The organism is Mesorhizobium sp. B3-2-1 (assembly GCF_006439515.1).
Classification (GTDB): domain Bacteria; phylum Pseudomonadota; class Alphaproteobacteria; order Rhizobiales; family Rhizobiaceae; genus Mesorhizobium.
The window spans coordinates 49,670-66,964 of the sequence record NZ_VFTI01000005.1 but is presented as its reverse complement, the minus strand read 5'-3'; the positions used below and the strand labels follow the sequence as shown (position 1 = coordinate 66,964).

Genomic DNA, 17,295 nt, shown 5'->3' with positions numbered 1-17,295 from the left:
CCGGCTTCCCGTGTCAGGCGTACAATGGCCTAGTCAGGCAATGGACGCCGCCGGTCGCCTTGGCGATCTCGGTGCCCTTGACGAGATGGATTGTTACGCCGGCGGCCGCTTCCAGCGTGGCCTTGAGTTCGGCCGGGAGGTCGAAGGCGAGGTAGCTGCGATTGCCCAGCGGCAACAGGTTGCAGCGTTCATGGGCGATGGCATCGGCCTTGTCGCAGCGAACGATTGAACAGCCCAGCGCCTCTGCATAGGCAAGCGGGTTCACCGGGCTCAGCCGGCGATCCTCGTCGATGAGGAAGCCAGCGCCGAACATGCCGGCCGCCGCCAGGATGACCTTGTTGGGCAGCACGGTGAAGCCGGTGTCGAGATGCAGCAACTCGGGATCGTGCGAGAGGCCGATGATATAGTCGACATGGTGGGGGATGAGGTCGAGCGCCAGCTTGATCGCGGCCGCCTTGGTGGTGCGCACGCCAAAGCCGACAAGCAACACGCGCCGGCCGTCGAAGGTTACCGGCAGAACGTCGCCACCCTCCAGATATTCGTCATGCTCGAGACGGGTGAGCGGCTTCATGCCCAGTCTTTGCAGGGCGGCGGTGACGATTTCAGCCTCGCGGGCGCGGCTCGGCAGAGCCGGCCGGGTCGGAATGAATGTCGAGGGCGACCACGGCAAGGTCACCGAGCTGTCACGCATGAAAATCAGGTTCGGATTGCCGGCGGCTTCTAGCCGGTACGGCTCATGGTCGGCAAGCACGTCATCGAGATAGAGGGTGTCGACATGGCTTCCGATCAGCGCGGCGAAGGAGTCATATTCGGCGTAGAGTTCGTCGACATGCGGAAGGTCGAGGAAATTGAGCGCCGCCAGCCGTTCCCTGGACAGGTTCTCCAATGACAGGCCGTGCCGGGGATGATGCATGAGCATGCGTCTGGGCGGCACATGGTATTCGGAGAAATCTTCCTCGGTGACGGTGAGCAAGGAGCCCCCTCCGTTGGTGTCGCGCCGACCCTAGCGTCGATATCCTCATAAAAGGTTAGGCGAACGCCGTGGCGATCTTGCGACAGGCGACGGTGGCGCGGCGTCAGGCCTATCCGCCGGCTGTCCACCCGCGCAAAATGTGTTTCTGGATCTTGCCGGACGCGGTGCGCGGCAGCGCCTCGGTGAGCAGAAACTGCTTCGGCACCTTGTAGCGGGCGATGCGGGCGCCGCAATGGCTTGCCAGAGCTGCCGGATCCAGGACCCGGCCGGATTTGACCACGACGAAGGCGCGGCCGACTTCGCCCCAGCGCTCGTCGGCGATGCCGATCACGGCGGCTTCGGCGATGTCGGGATGGTCGAGCAGCACCATTTCGATTTCGGCGGGATAGACGTTCTCGCCACCGGAGATGAACATGTCCTTGCGACGGTCGACGAGGGTGACGAAGCCTTCGTCATCGCGCCGCGCGATGTCACCGGTACGGAACCAGCCATCGGCGGTGAAGGCGCGCGCCGTCTCTTCCGGCCGGTTCCAGTAGCCCGGCGTGATCGAGGGGCCGGACAGCCATATCTCGCCCGGTTCGCCGGCGGCGACGTCCCGGCCGTCGTCGTCGACGAAACGCAGGCCGATCGTCGGCGCCGGCAGGCCGGCCGAGCCGGCCTTGCGGGCTATCCGCTCGGCCTCGACCGGCATGCCAAGCACGGTGCCGGCTTCCGTCATGCCGAAGCCGTCGACCATGCGGACCCCTTGTGCCAGCCACCAATCGATATCGATGGCCGGGTTCGGCGCGCCGCCGGTGAAGATGGCGGTGAGGGACGTCCAGCGCGCCGGCGCGAAGTCGGGGTGTTCACGCAGCATCCTGGCCATCTGCGGCACGCAGAAATAATGGGTGATGCCGAGGCCGGGGTCGGCCAGGCGGCGGTTGGTCACACCGGCGTCGAACCCGGGCGAGATCAGCACCGTGCCGCCTTGCAGCAGCGGCGGACGCAGGCTGGTGATGAGACCGATGACATGGAACATCGGTGCATCGCAGAGGAAGACGCTGGCATTGCCGACGCGCCCCAGCACGCCGAAATTGACTGCGGTGGCCAACGCGTTGCGCTCCGTGACGACGACGCCCTTCGGCCGACCCGACGTACCCGATGTGTAGAGGATGATCGATGGCGTATCGCCGTCCGGCAGGGGACGGCGCGGTGCCGGCGCCTGAGCCTCGACCGCCTTGGCGAAGGTCGCGACTTCGATCGATAGGCAGCCCGCCGGCAACGTCATTTCGAGCGCTGCGTCATGCAGCAGCAACACCGGGCCGCAATCGGCAAGGATCGCCTGCCGTTCGGCGTCGGCGAGCCGCCAGTTGAGCGGCACGAAAATGGCGCCGAGCCGCATCGCGGCCTGCTGCAGGACAAGCAGGTCGGCGCTGTTGCGGACAAGCGTGGCGACCCGTTGCCCCTGTTCGATACCATAGGCGGCTTCGAGGACGCCGACGGCGCGCTGGATGGCCTCGTCGAATGCGCGGTATGTCCAGCGCCTGCCGGATGCTAGGTCGACGCAGGCAAGACGGTCCGGCTGCGTCCCGGCGTGCAAGGCCACGGGATCCGATGTCGTCCAGGCCGGCATTCGCATCTCCTCCCAGATTGCGTCGATGGTTTATCGCGTCATCTGGCCTTGTCGTAGGCGCCAAGACCCGGCTTGTAGCTCTTCTCGTCGATGAACTGGCGGATGCCTTCCTTGCGGCCGTCATTGTCATGGGAGTTGGCCGCTTCCTGCGCCCGCACGAGATAATCCTCGGCATTGTCATAGGTCATCTCGGCGACGCGGCGGATGGCGTCCTTGGTCGCCTTCAGGGCAATCGGGTTCTTCTTCAAAAGGACGTTTGCAACCTCGGCGACACGTGCCTTCAGGTCGGCCAGCGGCAGGCTTTCATTGACCAGCTTCCAGGCGGCGGCCTTCCTGCCGTCGATGAGTTCGCCGGTCAGCGCATGGTACATGGCGTCGCGCATCGACAAGAGGTCGACCACCACCTTGGTGGCGCCACCGCCGGGCAGTATGCCCCAGTTGATCTCCGACAAGGCGAACCGGGCCTCATCGGCGGCGTAGGCGAGGTCGCAAGCAAAGAGCGGGCCATAGCCGCCGCCGAAACACCAGCCATTGACCATGGCGATGGTCGGCTTGTGGTACCAGCGCAGGCGCCGCCACCAGCCATAGGCTTCGGACTGCGCCTTGCGGATGGCGCCGAGGCCCTTGGCTTCCGTCTCTCGGAAATACTCCTTGAGGTCCATGCCCGCCGACCAGGCGCTGCCTTCGCCCGACAGCACCAGCACGCCGACATCGTCGCGGAATTCGAGTTCGTCCAGAACCTCCATCATCCGCCGGTTGAGTGCGGGGTTCATACAATTGCGCTTGTCTGGCCGGTTGAAACGCACCCAGGCGATGCCGTTCTCGACATCGAAGGCAACGGGCTCTTCGGTCATGGTCAGTGTCCTCCCATACGGCGCGACGGTCGCGAAAATTGCTATGCGATATAGCTATCTAGTTTGCTATGTCGCATAGTCTTTTTTGCTTGACAAGGGCTTTGATCACGGCGATCGGTTCGAGTATGGATGAGACGGAAATTCACGCCGATCCCAGTGCGCACCCCGATCCCGGTGTGCCAGGGGCGATGGCCGAAGACGCGCTCGACGCGCAGGTCGGCTACAATCTCAGGCGTGCCTCGACTTTAGCCTTGAGTGATTTCGCCGTAGAGCTCGCCGATGCGGCGCTGCGCCCGGTTACCTACGGCATGCTGGCCCTGATCGACGAACAACCAGGTATCCGGGCCGCGGAACTCTGCCGCCAGCTCGGCATGAAGAGCGCCAACATGGCGCCGCTGCTTGCCGAGCTCGAAGGGCGGGGGCTGGTCGAGCGCGACGACCATGCGGACGACAAGCGCGTGCAGGTGCTGACCCTGACACCGGCCGCGAGGAAGGCCATGCCCGGATGGCGGCGACAGGTTCGCCGGCATGAAGACCGGTTCCTGCACCGGCTGACAGCCAAGGAGCGGGCAACGCTGCTTCGCCTGCTGCGCCTGATCTGGACGGAGGAAGGCTAGAGCAATTCCAGGAAAAGTGCGTAGCGGTTTCCCTAGGGAATTGCGTGAAAACAAAGAGTTAGAGCGGTTCGGCGATTCCAACAAACACTGAACCGCTCTAGGGACTTCGTCTCGTCAGGCAGCGCCGCCAGCGGCAGCGACGCAACCGACATGGGCGGTAAACTGATGTTACTTGAGGAACCGGGAAAATAGCTGCACGTTCATCCTCGCCAGGATTTTTCTCACCTTTTTGGGAGTTTTCGCATGTCGCTTTCCGGCTCGACAACCCGTTATGGACGCGTTGCCCAGGTTCTCCATTGGCTGACGGCTTTGCTGGTGCTCGCCGCCTTCCTCGTATCCGCCGGAGGGCCGCCCGAACGCGTCTATTCCACGGCCAGGGCATCGACATTGCTGCTGCACGAGTCGCTTGGCCTCTCGGTTCTCTGTTTGCTGGGCATTCGCCTGGTCTGGCGCCTTTTCGATCGCATTCCCGATTCGCCGGCCATGCCTGGCTGGATGGAGATTGCTTCGAAAGCAACGCACTGGGCGCTCTACGCTCTGCTGTTCGCGGTTCCGGCGACAGCCATAGTCGGCGCCTTGTTCGGCGGCCACCCGGTCACGGTCTATGGGTTGGGAGCGATCGGTCCGTTTTCCGGCTCCTGGGGCGCGCCGCTGGCGCAGATCCATGGCACGCTTGGCGATATCATCATGTGGCTCGCCGGCCTGCACGCGGCCGCTGCCATCTTCCATCATATCTTCCTTCGCGACCGGGTGCTGAGCCAGATGCTGCCGGGCCTGCCCGATCCATCGTCCGGGCAGGGCGGCTGAACGCGGTCAGTCGAGAATGATGCGGATCGCCTGATCGACCACCGGGTGCAGGCCGCTGGCCTGGAAGGAGAGGCGATTGCCGGAGCCGACATTGCTGGTCATGGCGATGGTGAGGTCCGCCTCCGGGTCGTGCAGCCTGACGGCGACGTAGCCCGGAATGCTGCCCTGGTGCCCATAGAAGGCGCGGTCGGCATAGGCGCTCTGGAACGGTGGATTTCATCGCAAACGCTCCTGATGACATTTTACGGGTTGAGGCAAGGGCGTGAAATTCATGGAGCCGACGCCGGGGCCAGGAAGCGATCGGGTGCCAGTGCCGTCGCGGTGACGCCGAGTGCCGCAACATCCCCGGGGATGGGCTGCCCGCGTATCAGCGCCGCGCTCAGCCTGGCCAGCGTCAGCGAGACCTGGAAGCCGTAGCCGCCCTGGCCGCCGAGCCAGAAAAAGCCGGGCAGGCGCGGGTCGAAGCCGGCGACCGGCGTGCGGTCGGGCGCGAAGGTGCGCAGGCCCGCCCATGGCGTCGACGGACGGCCGATGCGCATCGACGTCGCCTGTTCGATGCGGTCGACGGCGATGGCGACGTCGATGTCTTGCGGCCAGGCGTCGCAAGGCTCGGAATCGGTCTCGTCGGCGAGCGAGCCGATCAGCCTGCCGGCATCGGGCTTGAAGTAGAATTGTTCGTGCAGGTCGACCACCAGCGGCCAGCCGGCGATGTCCATCCCGGCGGGCGGGTCGAACAGGAAGGCGGTGCGCCGTTTCGGCTGGAAGCCGAGGCCCGGTAGCCCCGCCATGCCGGCGACGACATCGACCCAGGCGCCGGCGGCGTTGACGACGATGTCGGCCGAGTAGACGCCAGCGCTAGTTTCAATCCGAAAAGCGCTGCCGTCGCGTGATATGGCGCGGACCTCCTCGCCGGTGCGGATGATGCCGCCTCCGGCCTTGAGCGCCGAGGCGCTGGACCCCAGCATCTTGCCCGTATCGACATCCACCGCGTCCGGCTCATAGACGCCGCCGCAAGTGTTTTCCCTGGCAATGACGGGAACCAGTGCGTGGAGTTCGGCCGCCGACAGGCGGCGCACGCTCGGCACCAGCGCCTGCAATTCACGAGCCAGCTTGTCGATGGCGGCGTCGTCGCCGATCCATCCGACATGCAGCGCGCCACGCCGGTGGGCGACGAAGCCGCCCGCGACGATCGCCTGACGGCTGGCCAGAGTCAGCCCGCGCACCAGGCGGTTGCCATAGGTCTCGGTGAACAGAGCGGCGGAGCGGCCGCTGGCGTGGTAGCCGAGATGCGGCTCACGCTCGATAAGGATGACATCGGCCCAGCCCGCCACCTCGGCGGCAAGCGAGAGGCCGGCAATGCCGCCGCCGATGACGACGATCTTCGTGGGAGAATTCGACTGCATCCATCAGTCGTAAAAATAATTTCGTATCCAGTCAATATTTAGCGTATAAGAAAATTCTTGGTGTTGTTGATGACGGCGGGGAGTTCGAATAGCTAGAGTGGAGAAGCGGCCCGACCGCCGCGCCATGGAGCTGACAATGTCGGAGCAACCGAACCTCGGTGATTGTCTGCGTGCCTTGAGAAAGAGACATGGCTGGACCTTGCAGGAGGTCAGTACGCTCACCGGCGTCGCGGTGTCGACGCTGTCAAAGGTCGAGAACGACCAGATGTCGCTGAGCTACGACAAGCTCCTGCAGATTTGCGAGGGGCTCGGCATCCATGTGACGGAACTGCTCAGCGGCGACCGCAAGCAGCCGGCGGCGCGCACCCGCCGCTCGGTGATCTCGCAATCCAACACACTGCGCCAGCTGACCCGCAACTACGACTACCGGTATCTCGCCACCGACCTCGTGCGCAAACGCATGGTGCCGATCCACGCCTATGCGCGCGCGCGCACGCCGGAAGAATTCGGCCCGCTGACGAGGCACGCCGGCGAGGAATTCCTGATCGTGCTCAAGGGCGAGATCGAATTGCACACCGACCAGTACGCGCCGGTGCGGCTGAAAGCGGGCGAGAGCGTCTACATCGATTCCACCATGGGCCACGCCTATCTCTCGGTGGGCGAGGGCGACGCCGAGATGCTGTGCGTCTGTTCCGGCGACGAGCCCGACATGGAAGGCACGCTGCTGAGTGAGCTGGAGACGGTGGAGGGGTAGGGGGCGCAGCTCACCGCGCAAGTTTTCTGCAGCTCGATTCAGTCTTTCTGGTTCGAACTGCGCGGCGAAACCGGCTATAGGACCGCTGAAACCGCAAGCCCCGCCAACTCGATGAGGAAATCCCAATGAATTCAGAAAAGACAGCCGTCATCGTGGCCGGCGGCAGCGGCATGGGGGCGGCGGCGGCGAAGCGCCTGGCGGCGGATGGGTTCAAGGTCGCGATCCTGTCTTCGTCCGGCAAGGGCGAGGCGCTGGCCAAGGAGCTTGGCGGGCTGGGCGTCACCGGCTCCAACCAGTCGAACGACGATCTGCAGCGTCTCGCCGACCTGACACTGGAGCGCTATGGCCGCATCGACGTGCTGGTCAACAGCGGTGGCCACGGCCCGCGCGCGCCGATCCTGGAGATCACGGACGAGCAGTGGCATACCGGCATGGACGTCTACCTGATGAACGTCATCCGACCGGTGCGCATCGTGGCGCCGCAGATGGTCAAGCAGAAGGGCGGCGCCATCATCAACATCTCGACGGCCTGGGTCGCCGAGCCGAACGCGATGTTCCCGACCTCGGCCGTGTTCCGCGCCGGCCTTGCCGCCTACACCAAGATTTTCGCCAACACCTATGCGGCCGACAATGTGCGCATGAACAATGTGCTGCCCGGCTGGATCGACAGCCTGCCCGCCACCGAAGAGCGCCGCGACAACGTGCCGATGCAGCGCTACGGGACGAGTGAGGAGATCTCCGCGACGATTGCCTTCCTGGCTTCCGAAGGGGCGGGATATATTACGGGGCAGAATATCCGCGTGGATGGGGGCGTGATCCGGGCGCTGTGAGCGGGATTGGCTCGATCCCTTGCAGAAGCCGGCGGGCCAGCGCCCCCCTCTGTCCTGCCGGACATCTCCCCCTCAAGGGGGGAGATTGGCAGCTTCGGCGCCGGCTCTTTTCTTCAACACTGAAAATTGGCGAAAGCCGTGGTGACATCCGATCTCCCCCCCTCGAGGGGGAGATGTCCGGCAGGACAGAGGGGGGCGCTGGCCCGCCGGCGTTTCGTTTTGGGTGCCATGCTTGTCCCGACGCTTCAGTGGCCCCCCACCTGATCCGCATCCGTCAACGTCTGCAGAAACGCCACGATATCGTCGATCTCGGCGTCGTCGAGCGCCGGCTTGTCGCCGGTTTTCTTGCCGTCGAAGGGCGGGTCTTGATTCAGGTTCGGAGAGTAAGCCTTTGGCAAATCGTCATATTGGTCGACCGTGCCGTCGGTGTTTTTCGGGTACAAGCGGCCGGGGTCGGTGTCGCGGCTGGCGTAGAAGGCGACGGCGTCGCGCAGTGTCGGTGTCTCCGGCGCGCCGCATCGCCTACGCGCTCAAGGCATTTGGCCTTTCGAAAAGTCTATGAACCTCGGAGCACGGCATTGGGCGGCCGAAGAACCAGCCTTGGACATCCGTGCAACCATTTTCCTTGACCAGCCTGTACTGGTCCTCGGTCTCGACGCCTTCCGCGGTCGTGGTCATGCCGAGCGTCGCGCCGAGTTCGGCGACGGCCTTGACGATCGCCCGGCTTTCGCTGCTCTCGCACATCAGGCTGACGAAGCTGCGGTCGATCTTGATGCGGTTGAACGGAAACGACCTGAGATAGCTCAGCGAGGAATAGCCGGTGCCGAAATCGTCCATGGCTATGCTGATGCCCAGATCCTGCAGGCGGTGGAGCGTCGTTATCGTGTTTTCATTGTGCGCAAGCAGCACCGACTCGGTGATTTCCAGCTCGAGCCGTGACGGCAGCAGGCCCGAGGCCACGAGCGCCGAGGCAACCTGAAGCGGCAGCGTCTGCTGTTTGAACTGGGCCGGCGAGAGATTGACCGCGACCTTGATGGTCGCGGGCCACTTCGCGGCGTCGACGCAGGCACGCCTCAAGATCCACTCGCCAAGCGCCTCGATCACGCCCGTCTCCTCGGCCATCTGGATAAACTCCGATGGTTGGAGCAGGCCGAGGCGCGGATGCTCCCATCGCACCAGCGCTTCGAAGCCCGTCAGTTCCGAGGTCTGTGCGTCATGCAGCGGTTGATAGTGCAGGACGAACTGCTCGTTCGCGACGCCGAGAGCAAGCTCGGACTCGAGCTGGCGCCGCTCCCGCAGTCTTGCGTCCATTCCTGCCTCGAAAGACCTGCAGGTCCCGCGGCCCTCCATCTTGGCCTTGTACAAGGCAAGGTCGGCATTGCGGATGAGGATTTCCGAACTTTGCCCATCGTCCGGGAAGACGGCGATGCCGATGCTGCTGCCAATGTTGATCTTGTGGCCCTGGATCAAGAATTCGCCGGCCAGGGCGTGAATGACCCGGCTCGCCAGAACGCCGGCCTCGTCACTGCCATCGAGCAAGAGCTGGAGGATGACGAATTCGTCGCCGCCGATCCTTGCCACCATGGCGGTCTCACCGGCCTGCTGCTGCAGGCGCCTCGCCACTTCACTGAGGAGCCGGTCGCCGATCGGATGGCCGAGCGTGTCATTGACCGGTTTGAAACGGTCGAGATCGACGCAATGGACGGCCAGCTTCTCGCCCTCCCTGAGGCTTCTCAGCGCCTCGTCCATCGTGCCGGCCAACAGACCCCGGTTGGGCAGGCCGGTAAGGATGTCGTGCGTGGCGAGGTGCTGGATCTCGATGGTGCGTTCCTCGACCCGCCGCTCCAGGGTCTCGGCGGCATCGGCCTGCATCGTCATCGTGCGCCCGATCGCATACCAGCAGGCCGCCGCCAGCAGCGTGACGACCGCGACCGCCGCGTAGCCGGCCAGTTCGAATTCCCGCACGGCCTGGGCGTCCATGTTGTCGTCGAATCTGCTGTTGGGAAAACCGGCCCAGAGACCCCAGGCACTTCTAGGATCGTTGAGCGAGAGCGGGAGGACTTCGGAATAGATCAGATTGGGGTCCGCAGCCGTGAAAGCGTGGGAATCAGCCGCCAGGGCCGTCGACATCTTGTGCTGGTCGGATTCGAACCCGTAGCCTGAATTGACGATGACATAATCGCTGCTCGGCAACAGTTTCCTCAACGCCGAGGTGAGCATGATCGCCGAGACGGAGCCGCGCAGTCTGCCATCCTGGCCGAAGACCGGGACCGAAAGAATGAAGCCGGAGCGATCAGCGTCATTGCCGGTATGGATGAAATCGGTGTTGTCGCAGGTGATGAGTTCCTTCGTGCCGATGACCGGCACATCCAGCCCGTCGATGTTGCTGGAATTGGGATAGTTCGCCTTCAGCCAGGCAAGCTGTTTGACCAGTTCATGGTATTCATAGGTTTCAACTTCTTCGGGCGGACGGATCAGCGAATTGTCATCCAGCTTGACGGGCTTTGTGTACGCGGCGGCGTCTGACCTTGCCCTGGCATTCACGATCAACTGGTCGAACTGGAGGATCGGCTCCTCGAGCTTGCCGGTCACGGCGTCGAAGCGGTCCGGGTCGAAATCCAGCGGCAGGAAGTAGACCTCGGAAATGGAGACGTTGTTAGCGAGGTTATTGTAGATCTGCTGGATGGTCGCACGGCCTTCGTCGCCCAGATTGGTGCCGTGCCGGTCGAGGTTCCTGACGCTTGGCAGATAGGTCAGGGTCCGGACATTTTCGTAGACGGACCGCAAGGCGTCTTCGACGGTCTTGGCGGTCGCGCGCGATGCCGCCCGGGAGTTTTCCAGATAACGTTCCCTGGCAAGCGCGTAATCCCGCTGGGCATCGATGTGCAAAGCCACCAGCATTGCTGCGCCGGTGACAAGGATCACCACAAATCCGACTGCTCGCCCGAATGCGTTCATCGGCGTCCTACCATCGATTGGCAAGGGATACCCCAGAGCAGTTTAGGAAGCCCTAATGACGAATGTCCTTCTTTACCGTTCCTCCCGGCCCGCGCGGCAATCCGGCAAGGTCCAGAAACTGGTTCGCGGGCGCGGCCAATCCGGCACGTCGGCCCGCGCGAGGTCCAAGGGTTCAATTCGCTGGCTCGGTCCGCTGATCGGCATCGGTGAGCGTCTGCAGAAACGCCACGATATCGTCGATTTCGGCGTCGTTCAGCGCCGGCTTGTCGCCGGGTTTCTTGCCATTGAAGGGCGATTCTTGGTTGAGATTTCCCCAGTAAGCCTTTGGCAAATCGTCATATTTGTCGATCGTACCGTCGGTATTCCTCGGATACCAGCGGCCGGGGTCGGTGTCGCGGCTGGCATAGAAGGCGACGGCGTCGCGCAGCGTGTGGAAATAGCCGTTGTGGAAGAAGCTCTTGCGCAGCGCGACGTTGCGCAGCGTCGGTGTCTTGAACAGGCCGCAATAATCGGTGCGGCCGCGAAAATCGGTGCGCAGCGGGCCGCACAGGCCGAGATCGGCATAGGCGGGGTCGGCGTTGGCCGGGATCGCCGGATTACGCGGCACGGCGATGGCGATCAGCCCGAAATCGGTGAATTGCGGCGGCTCGCCGTCATTGGCGGGTTCACTGAGATGGCAGGAGGCGCAATTGCCTTTCGCCTCGTCCTCGAACAGTTCGCGGCCACGCAGTTCCTGCGCCGACAGCGTCGCCTTGCCGGCAAGGAAGGCATCGTAGCGGCTGGAATAGGGATAGAAATCGGCGGCACTCTGCTCGAACGTGCCAAGCGCCTCGGCGGCGGCGGTGAAGGCGTCGCCCGGGCGCTCGAAGACATCCTGCCCGAACACGGCCTTGAAGTCATCGGCATAGGCGGTCTTGCGCAGGGAGGCGGAGACGGCTGCTTCATCCTTGTTGGCCATCTCGAAGGGCGAGAGCAGGGGGATTTTCGCCTGATCCTTGCCATGGTCGGCGCGGCCGTCCCAGGTCAGGCCACCGGTCGGACCGTTGTCGACGCTCTCGTCGCCTTCGTCCTCGGAATCGTGGAAATGCTCGGTGAAGGCAGGTGCCGCCTGGAGATAGCGCAGCGACGGCACGGCGCGCACGCCCGGCTGGTCGAGGTTCGGGCCTCCCATCTCGACCGGAGATGCCGAGGCCGGACCGAAAGCGTGGCGCGGATCATGACAGGACGAGCAGGCCTGCTTGCCCGAGGCCGACAGCGCCGGGTCGAAGAACATTTTTCGCCCCAAGGCGGTGAGCGCCTCGGCGCGCGCGAACGCCTGCGCGCGCGATAGCGGGCCGGGATGGACGCCGTCCGCCGTATTCGCGAGCGCGGCAAGTGCGAAGGTCGAGATCGCGGCAATCGCGATCATCAGGCTTTCCCATCGTCTCGTCTTCATGGGGCATGGTCCGCTTTGGCCGGGAAATAGGAATGCAGTGCAACGGATTGATGACCGGCCCCAGTGCTCACGAAACCGTGTTCGCCGAGGCGGCGGATGTCACAAAGGTGACAAGGCATCCACGTTACCTGCCGCTATGGTTCCCCGCGTTCCTCCAGCCACCGTCAAGCCACGAGGTCTTTCCATGACGAGGCTCAAGCTCCTCACTTCCTTCTGTCTGGCCGGTTCGGCCCTCATTCCTCTCGCTGCGGCCAATGCTGCCCCTGCCGGCTTCGACAAGATCGACACCGTCGTCGTCATCTATGCCGAAAACCGCAGCTTCGATAACCTTTATGGCGGCTTCCCCGGCGCCAACGGGCTGGCCAATGTCTCGGCCGACCAGGCGCGCCAGCTCGACCGCGACGGCAAGCCGCTCACCGAACTGCCGCCGGTCTGGGGCGGGCTGACCGGAAAGGGCGTCACGCCCGCGGTGACGGAGGCTCAGACCGCGCATCTCGCCAACGCCCCCTTCGCCATCGACGACCCCAAGGGTTTCAACGAGGGCACCAACGTCATCACCCACGATCTGTGGCACCGTTTCTATCAGGAGCAGATGCAGATCGACGGCGGCAAGAACGACAAATTCGTCGCCTGGGCCGATTCCGGCGGCCTGGTCATGGGTCATTATGATGGTTCGATCCTGCCGATGTGGGCGGTGGCGAAGAAATACGTGCTGGCCGACAATTTCTTCCAGGGCGCCTTCGGTGGCTCGTTCCTCAACCATTTCCAGCTCGCCTGCGCCTGTACGCCGGTCTATCCCAACGCCGACACCAGCCCGGTGAAGGACCAGATCGCCGTCGTCGAGCCCGACGGCGTGACACTGAAGGTTGCCGACAATTCGCCGGCCTCGGCGCTCGGCGGCGCGCCGAAATTCGTCAATGACGGCGCCATCACGCCCGACTTCTACGCCGTCAACACCATGCAGCCACCCTACCAGCCGAGCCACAACAAGCCGGCCGAGGGCGGCGACAAGGCGCTCGCCGACCCGGCCGCGCCCACCACGCTGCCGCCGCAGCACGACATCACCATCGGCGATCTCCTGTCGCTGAAGGGGGTGAGCTGGGCCTGGTATGCCGGCGCCTGGCAGGCAACGCTGGACGGCAAGAACGCGACGCCGGTGCCGAACTTCCAGTTCCACCACCAGCCGTTCAACTATTTCGCGGCTTACGCGCCCGGGACCGCCGCGCGCACCGAGCATCTCAGGGATGGCGGCCTGGACGGCGCCGAGTTCATCAAGGCGATCGATGACGGCAAGCTGCCGCAAGTCGCCTTCTACAAGCCGCAGGGCAATCTCAACGAGCATGGCGGCTATGCCGACGTGGCCAGCGGCGACCAGCATCTGGCCGACGTCGTTTCGCATCTGGAGAAAAGCCCGCAATGGGGCCACATGCTGGTCGTCGTCACCTATGACGAGAATGGCGGCTTCTGGGATCACGTCGCGCCGCCCAAGGCCGACCGCTGGGGCCCGGGCAACCGCATCCCGGCCTTCATCATCTCGCCCTATGCCAAGATGGGCACGGTCGACCACACGCAATACGACACCACGTCGATCCTGCGCTTCATCACCGCGCGCTTCGATCTGCCGGTGCTGACCGGCATCGTCGCCCGCGACAAGGCACTGCGCAACAACGACCAGCCGCCGATGGGCGATCTCTCAGCGGCGCTCGATCTGAGCCGATAGGGACCGGGCGAAACGCCGATATGCCGCCCGCGCCGCAGGGCGCGGTGGCCTTCTCAGCCGCCATTGACAAGCGCAAGAATGAGCTTCTGCAGATTGCCGCCCTGGCCGAGTTCGACGCGGTCGAAATCGCGGCTTGCCTGCACCCGCGCCTTCGAGATTGCGTCGAGCCGACGGACCACCTCGGCCCTGGTCTTGCTGCATTTGGGATCATCGGCAACGGTCAGGCCGTCTGTCGCGGCTTCGATGTCATGGACCATTTGTATCATACTGGCGCCGTGGACCCTCTCGTGGGCACTGACGCCGGCGATGAATACCTCCCAGCTCTTCTGGACGGCCGGCGGCAGCGGCGCGGAGGGGCTTGGCAATGTGTAGGTGATGATCAGTTTCGGCTTCGCCGCCGTCAGCACGCAGCCCTTGCCCCTGGGCTTGTAGTCCCTGACTCCCCAGGTCAGCTTGAAATTGGTGAAGGCAATGGCGCGGGCAATGCCGACATTCGGTCCGTTCTGGCCGATCGACCGGTAGAGCTCGAGCCCGGACTGGCCTGAAATGGCGTAGGTCTCGACCTTCTCGACCGGCTTCCATTCGGCGTGCGCGGCGAGCGGCGAGGCCACCAGGGCGGCTGTCAGAAGACACAGGCGGACTCTCAACACCGCTCTCTCCAAGGCGCGGCCTTGCTGGACAAGCAATGCCATTCAACGGCTTTTCCTATATGCTGCCGGCGGGTGCCGCAAATGCCAGGAGGGGGAAGTCATGAGAAGATGTCTCGTTGCCGCCGGTGCCTTGGCGGCTTTGCTCGGCGCGCAGCCGGCCTTTGCCGCGTCCTGCGGCTGGAGCGCGAAGATGGAAGAAGACGAGGGCGGCAGCGTGTTGACCGCTTCCGTCTGCGGCGGGCCGAAAGGCGACGCGTATCTGATGCTGACCTGTTTCGACAATCCGGTGCTGAGCTACGATCTTGGTGCCAGCGGCCCCCAGCTGGAACCGGGCATCAGCGGCTCGTTCGACTTCAAGGCCGACGGCAAGACGGTGACGAAGACGCTGCAACTGGAGGAGATGTACAATTATTTCGTGGCGGACCTGACCAAGGCCGACCCGCTGCTCGACCTGCTGCGTTCGAAGGGGGATCTGTCGGTCAGCGCGGCCAAATATGGCGCTATCAGTTTTCCGCTGAAGGGCTCGAGCGGCGCCATCGGCAAGGTGCTGGCGCAATGCGGCAAGGCCAAGCCGGCAGGTGACGGGGATTGAGCCTCGAGAGGTTGCGCTGCCCCTCATTGTCCTGCCGGACATTTCTCCCCGTATAGGGACGGGGAGTAAGACGCTGTCGCCGGCGATTTCGCCAATTGCCGACGCTGAGGAATAGGCGCCGAGGGATGGCCAGCATTCTTCTCCCCGTCCCTATACGGGGAGAAGGTGCCGGCAGGCGGATGAGGGGCAGCGCAAGCTTCCGCCCATTGATCTCCATTCCATTAGCGGCTTGCCCTGGTGTACTGCCGGCCGTATCTCATCCGCCCATGACCAACATCCAATTCCGCAAGGCGCAAGCCTCCGACCTGCCGGCCATCGTCGCCATGCTCGCCGATGATCCGCTGGGGGCTGCCCGCGAGGATGCCTCCTTGCCGTTGGCGCAGGGCTATCTCGATGCCTTCAACGCCATCGACGCCGATCCCAACCAGCTGCTGGCGGTGGCTGTGGACGGCGCGGAGGTGATCGGCACCTTGCAGATCACCTTCCTTGCCGGCATTTCGCGCAAGGGCGGCTGGCGCGGGCAGATCGAGGCGGTTCGCGTTGCCAGCGCCAGGCGCTCCGACGGCGTCGGCAAGAAGATGTTCGAATGGGCGATCGACGAATGCCGGGCGCGGGGCTGCCGCCTTGTACAGCTCACTACCGACAAGGGCCGGGCGGACGCGCACCGCTTTTATGACGGGCTCGGCTTCACCGCCAGCCATATCGGTTACAAGAAGAGCCTTTAACGGACGCCCGCGCGCCGTCGCCGGTTCCGGCCTGGCGGCGACTGGCGTATAGCGGAAGCCCTTCAGGCACTATTCAAATCGCACGGCAAAGCGGATATAGGTCAGCTAGATTGACCTATTGTAAAAACGTCTGGGGAGGCGTGTCGTGACCCTTATGAACCTCCTGGCCTCGCGCTCGTCGCGCATGAAGGCGTCGGAAATCCGCGAGCTGTTGAAGCTCCTCGACCAGCCGGACATCATCTCGTTTGCCGGCGGCATTCCCGATCCGTCGCTGTTTCCGGCCGATGCCATCCGCGAGGCCTATGCCGATGTGCTCGGCGGTGCGGAGGCGGGGGCAGCACTGCAATACCAGGTCTCGGAAGGCTATCTGCCGCTGCGGCGCTGGCTTGCCGGGCAGATGGGCAAGCTCGGCATCGCCTGCGACGAGGCCAACATCTTCATCACCTCCGGCTCGCAGCAGGCGCTGGATTATCTGGGCAAGCTGTTCCTGTCGCCGGGCGATACCGCGCTGGTGACATGGCCGACCTATCTCGGTGCGCTGCAGGCCTTCAACGCCTACGAGCCGCGCTATGACCGGCTGCGGCCCGACGGTGGCAACATGACGCCGGCAGCCTACCACATCGCTGCCGCCGCGAATGGCGGCCGAGTGAAATTCGCCTATCTGGTGCCCGATTTCGCCAATCCGACCGGCGACACGCTGGACCGGAAGCAGCGCGAGGCCGTGCTCGACCTTGCCGGCGAGCTCGACATCGCCGTCATCGAGGATGCGGCCTATCGGGCGCTCCGCTACGACGGCGAGGGCGTCCCGCCGATCCTGGCGCTCGACTGCGCGCGCTCCGGCGGCATCGACAAGGCGCGCACGCTTTATTGCGGCTCGTTCTCGAAGATTCTGTCGCCGGGCATGCGCGTCGGCTGGGTCTGCGCGCCGCGCCACGTGATCGAAAAACTGGTGCTGATGAAACAGGCTTCGGACCTGCACAGCCCGTCGGTCAACCAGATGGTGATGCACCGCGCCGCCGAATCCGTGTTCGACGGCCAGGTGGAAAAGCTCATCGGCGCCTATCGCGGGCGGCGCGACGGCCTGCTTGGCGCGCTGGAAGCCAACATGCCGAAGGGCGTGAGCTGGAGCCGCCCGGAAGGCGGCATGTTCGTCTGGGTGACGCTGCCGGAAGGCACTGATGCCACGGAACTCCTGGCGCGGTCGGTGAAGGAGGCGCGCGTCGCCTTCGTGCCCGGCAATGCTTTTCATGCCGACGGCACCGGGCGCAACACGTTGCGGCTGTCCTTCACGCTGGCCGACCGCCGCGCCGTGAGCGAGGGCATTCCAAGGCTGGCGGCGCTGCTCAAGGGGTAAGCCTCCCTGTC

At 64.3% G+C, this 17,295-nt stretch carries 15 protein-coding genes and 1 pseudogene; 8 read left to right on the top strand and 8 right to left on the bottom strand.

The window, feature by feature from the left end; all coding sequences use genetic code 11:
• Window positions 1–13: 13 nt before the first annotated feature.
• The 3 genes from FJW08_RS06910 to FJW08_RS06900 form a co-directional block, all read right to left on the bottom strand.
• The gene (locus tag FJW08_RS06910) at window positions 14–973 is read right to left on the bottom strand and encodes an arginine deiminase family protein (RefSeq protein WP_140809867.1); all 960 of its coding nucleotides are present in this window, start codon (window positions 971–973) and stop codon (window positions 14–16) included.
• Window positions 974–1,082: 109 nt separating this feature from the next.
• Window positions 1,083–2,585 carry an AMP-binding protein gene (locus tag FJW08_RS06905; protein WP_246682246.1) on the bottom strand — a complete coding sequence of 501 codons (1,503 nt, stop codon included), beginning with the start codon at window positions 2,583–2,585 and terminating at the stop codon, window positions 1,083–1,085.
• 38 nt (window positions 2,586–2,623) lie between these two features.
• Window positions 2,624–3,439 (bottom strand): p-hydroxycinnamoyl CoA hydratase/lyase, encoded by an 816-nt coding sequence (locus FJW08_RS06900; RefSeq protein WP_140809863.1) that lies wholly within the window; start codon window positions 3,437–3,439, stop codon window positions 2,624–2,626.
• A gap of 101 nt (window positions 3,440–3,540) precedes the next feature.
• Between FJW08_RS06900 and FJW08_RS06895 the strand changes: the two genes are divergently transcribed.
• Together FJW08_RS06895 and FJW08_RS06890 are read left to right on the top strand one after the other, a co-directional pair.
• Complete coding sequence (locus tag FJW08_RS06895) at window positions 3,541–4,056, top strand: MarR family transcriptional regulator (protein ID WP_246682244.1); 516 nt, start codon at window positions 3,541–3,543, stop codon at window positions 4,054–4,056.
• Window positions 4,057–4,299: 243 nt separating this feature from the next.
• Window positions 4,300–4,863 (top strand): cytochrome b, encoded by a 564-nt coding sequence (locus FJW08_RS06890; protein ID WP_140809861.1) that lies wholly within the window; start codon window positions 4,300–4,302, stop codon window positions 4,861–4,863.
• Between the two features lie 269 nt (window positions 4,864–5,132).
• Here the strand turns inward: FJW08_RS06890 and FJW08_RS06880 are convergent, their stop codons facing one another.
• Entirely contained in the window at window positions 5,133–6,266 is a 1,134-nt protein-coding gene (locus FJW08_RS06880; RefSeq protein WP_140809859.1) for an FAD-binding oxidoreductase, read from the bottom strand.
• Window positions 6,267–6,402: 136 nt separating this feature from the next.
• Between FJW08_RS06880 and FJW08_RS06875 the strand changes: the two genes are divergently transcribed.
• Together FJW08_RS06875 and FJW08_RS06870 are read left to right on the top strand one after the other, a co-directional pair.
• Window positions 6,403–7,020, top strand: a complete 618-nt coding sequence (locus FJW08_RS06875; protein ID WP_140809857.1) for an XRE family transcriptional regulator — start codon at window positions 6,403–6,405, stop codon at window positions 7,018–7,020.
• A 125-nt stretch (window positions 7,021–7,145) separates the two neighbouring features.
• On the top strand, window positions 7,146–7,850 hold the full coding sequence (locus tag FJW08_RS06870; protein ID WP_140809855.1) for an SDR family oxidoreductase: 705 nt from the start codon (window positions 7,146–7,148) through the stop codon (window positions 7,848–7,850).
• A 245-nt stretch (window positions 7,851–8,095) separates the two neighbouring features.
• Here FJW08_RS06870 and FJW08_RS06860 read toward each other — a convergent pair.
• From FJW08_RS06860 to FJW08_RS06850, 3 genes and pseudogenes are all read right to left on the bottom strand, one after another.
• Window positions 8,096–8,344 (bottom strand): annotated as a pseudogene (locus FJW08_RS06860) (cytochrome-c peroxidase); the annotation flags it as partial.
• Window positions 8,345–8,372: 28 nt separating this feature from the next.
• Window positions 8,373–10,775, bottom strand: a complete 2,403-nt coding sequence (locus FJW08_RS06855) for an EAL domain-containing protein (protein ID WP_246682242.1) — start codon at window positions 10,773–10,775, stop codon at window positions 8,373–8,375.
• Window positions 10,776–10,980: 205 nt separating this feature from the next.
• The gene (locus FJW08_RS06850; RefSeq protein WP_246682268.1) at window positions 10,981–12,216 is read right to left on the bottom strand and encodes a cytochrome-c peroxidase; all 1,236 of its coding nucleotides are present in this window, start codon (window positions 12,214–12,216) and stop codon (window positions 10,981–10,983) included.
• Between the two features lie 211 nt (window positions 12,217–12,427).
• On the opposite strand from FJW08_RS06850, the gene FJW08_RS06845 reads away from it, so the two are divergent.
• Entirely contained in the window at window positions 12,428–13,963 is a 1,536-nt protein-coding gene (locus FJW08_RS06845; RefSeq protein ID WP_140809851.1) for an acid phosphatase, read from the top strand.
• A gap of 53 nt (window positions 13,964–14,016) precedes the next feature.
• Here the strand turns inward: FJW08_RS06845 and FJW08_RS06840 are convergent, their stop codons facing one another.
• Window positions 14,017–14,655, bottom strand: coding sequence for a DUF922 domain-containing protein (locus FJW08_RS06840; protein ID WP_246682240.1), 639 nt, complete (start codon window positions 14,653–14,655; stop codon window positions 14,017–14,019).
• A gap of 58 nt (window positions 14,656–14,713) precedes the next feature.
• Here FJW08_RS06840 and FJW08_RS06835 point away from each other — a divergent pair, with 58 nt between their 5' ends.
• From FJW08_RS06835 to FJW08_RS06825, 3 genes are all read left to right on the top strand, one after another.
• Window positions 14,714–15,205, top strand: coding sequence for a hypothetical protein (locus FJW08_RS06835; RefSeq protein ID WP_224614474.1), 492 nt, complete (start codon window positions 14,714–14,716; stop codon window positions 15,203–15,205).
• 266 nt (window positions 15,206–15,471) lie between these two features.
• Window positions 15,472–15,930, top strand: a complete 459-nt coding sequence (locus FJW08_RS06830; RefSeq protein WP_140809849.1) for a GNAT family N-acetyltransferase — start codon at window positions 15,472–15,474, stop codon at window positions 15,928–15,930.
• Between the two features lie 154 nt (window positions 15,931–16,084).
• Complete coding sequence (locus tag FJW08_RS06825; protein WP_181182863.1) at window positions 16,085–17,284, top strand: PLP-dependent aminotransferase family protein; 1,200 nt, start codon at window positions 16,085–16,087, stop codon at window positions 17,282–17,284.
• Window positions 17,285–17,295 lie beyond the last annotated feature (11 nt).

Bases quoted from the DNA above. Each gene is read 5' to 3' on its own strand.
- FJW08_RS06905 (WP_246682246.1), bottom strand. From the start codon at position 2,585: ATGCCGGCCTGGACGACATCGGATCCCGTGGCCTTGCACGCCGGGACG.
- FJW08_RS06900 (WP_140809863.1), bottom strand. From the start codon at position 3,439: ATGACCGAAGAGCCCGTTGCCTTCGATGTCGAGAACGGCATCGCCTGG.
- FJW08_RS06890 (WP_140809861.1), top strand. From the start codon at position 4,300: ATGTCGCTTTCCGGCTCGACAACCCGTTATGGACGCGTTGCCCAGGTT.
- FJW08_RS06880 (WP_140809859.1), bottom strand. From the start codon at position 6,266: ATGCAGTCGAATTCTCCCACGAAGATCGTCGTCATCGGCGGCGGCATT.
- FJW08_RS06875 (WP_140809857.1), top strand. From the start codon at position 6,403: ATGTCGGAGCAACCGAACCTCGGTGATTGTCTGCGTGCCTTGAGAAAG.
- FJW08_RS06870 (WP_140809855.1), top strand. From the start codon at position 7,146: ATGAATTCAGAAAAGACAGCCGTCATCGTGGCCGGCGGCAGCGGCATG.
- FJW08_RS06850 (WP_246682268.1), bottom strand. From the start codon at position 12,216: ATGATCGCGATTGCCGCGATCTCGACCTTCGCACTTGCCGCGCTCGCG.
- FJW08_RS06845 (WP_140809851.1), top strand. From the start codon at position 12,428: ATGACGAGGCTCAAGCTCCTCACTTCCTTCTGTCTGGCCGGTTCGGCC.
- FJW08_RS06840 (WP_246682240.1), bottom strand. From the start codon at position 14,655: ATGGCATTGCTTGTCCAGCAAGGCCGCGCCTTGGAGAGAGCGGTGTTG.
- FJW08_RS06835 (WP_224614474.1), top strand. From the start codon at position 14,714: ATGAGAAGATGTCTCGTTGCCGCCGGTGCCTTGGCGGCTTTGCTCGGC.
- FJW08_RS06830 (WP_140809849.1), top strand. From the start codon at position 15,472: ATGACCAACATCCAATTCCGCAAGGCGCAAGCCTCCGACCTGCCGGCC.
- FJW08_RS06825 (WP_181182863.1), top strand. From the start codon at position 16,085: ATGAACCTCCTGGCCTCGCGCTCGTCGCGCATGAAGGCGTCGGAAATC.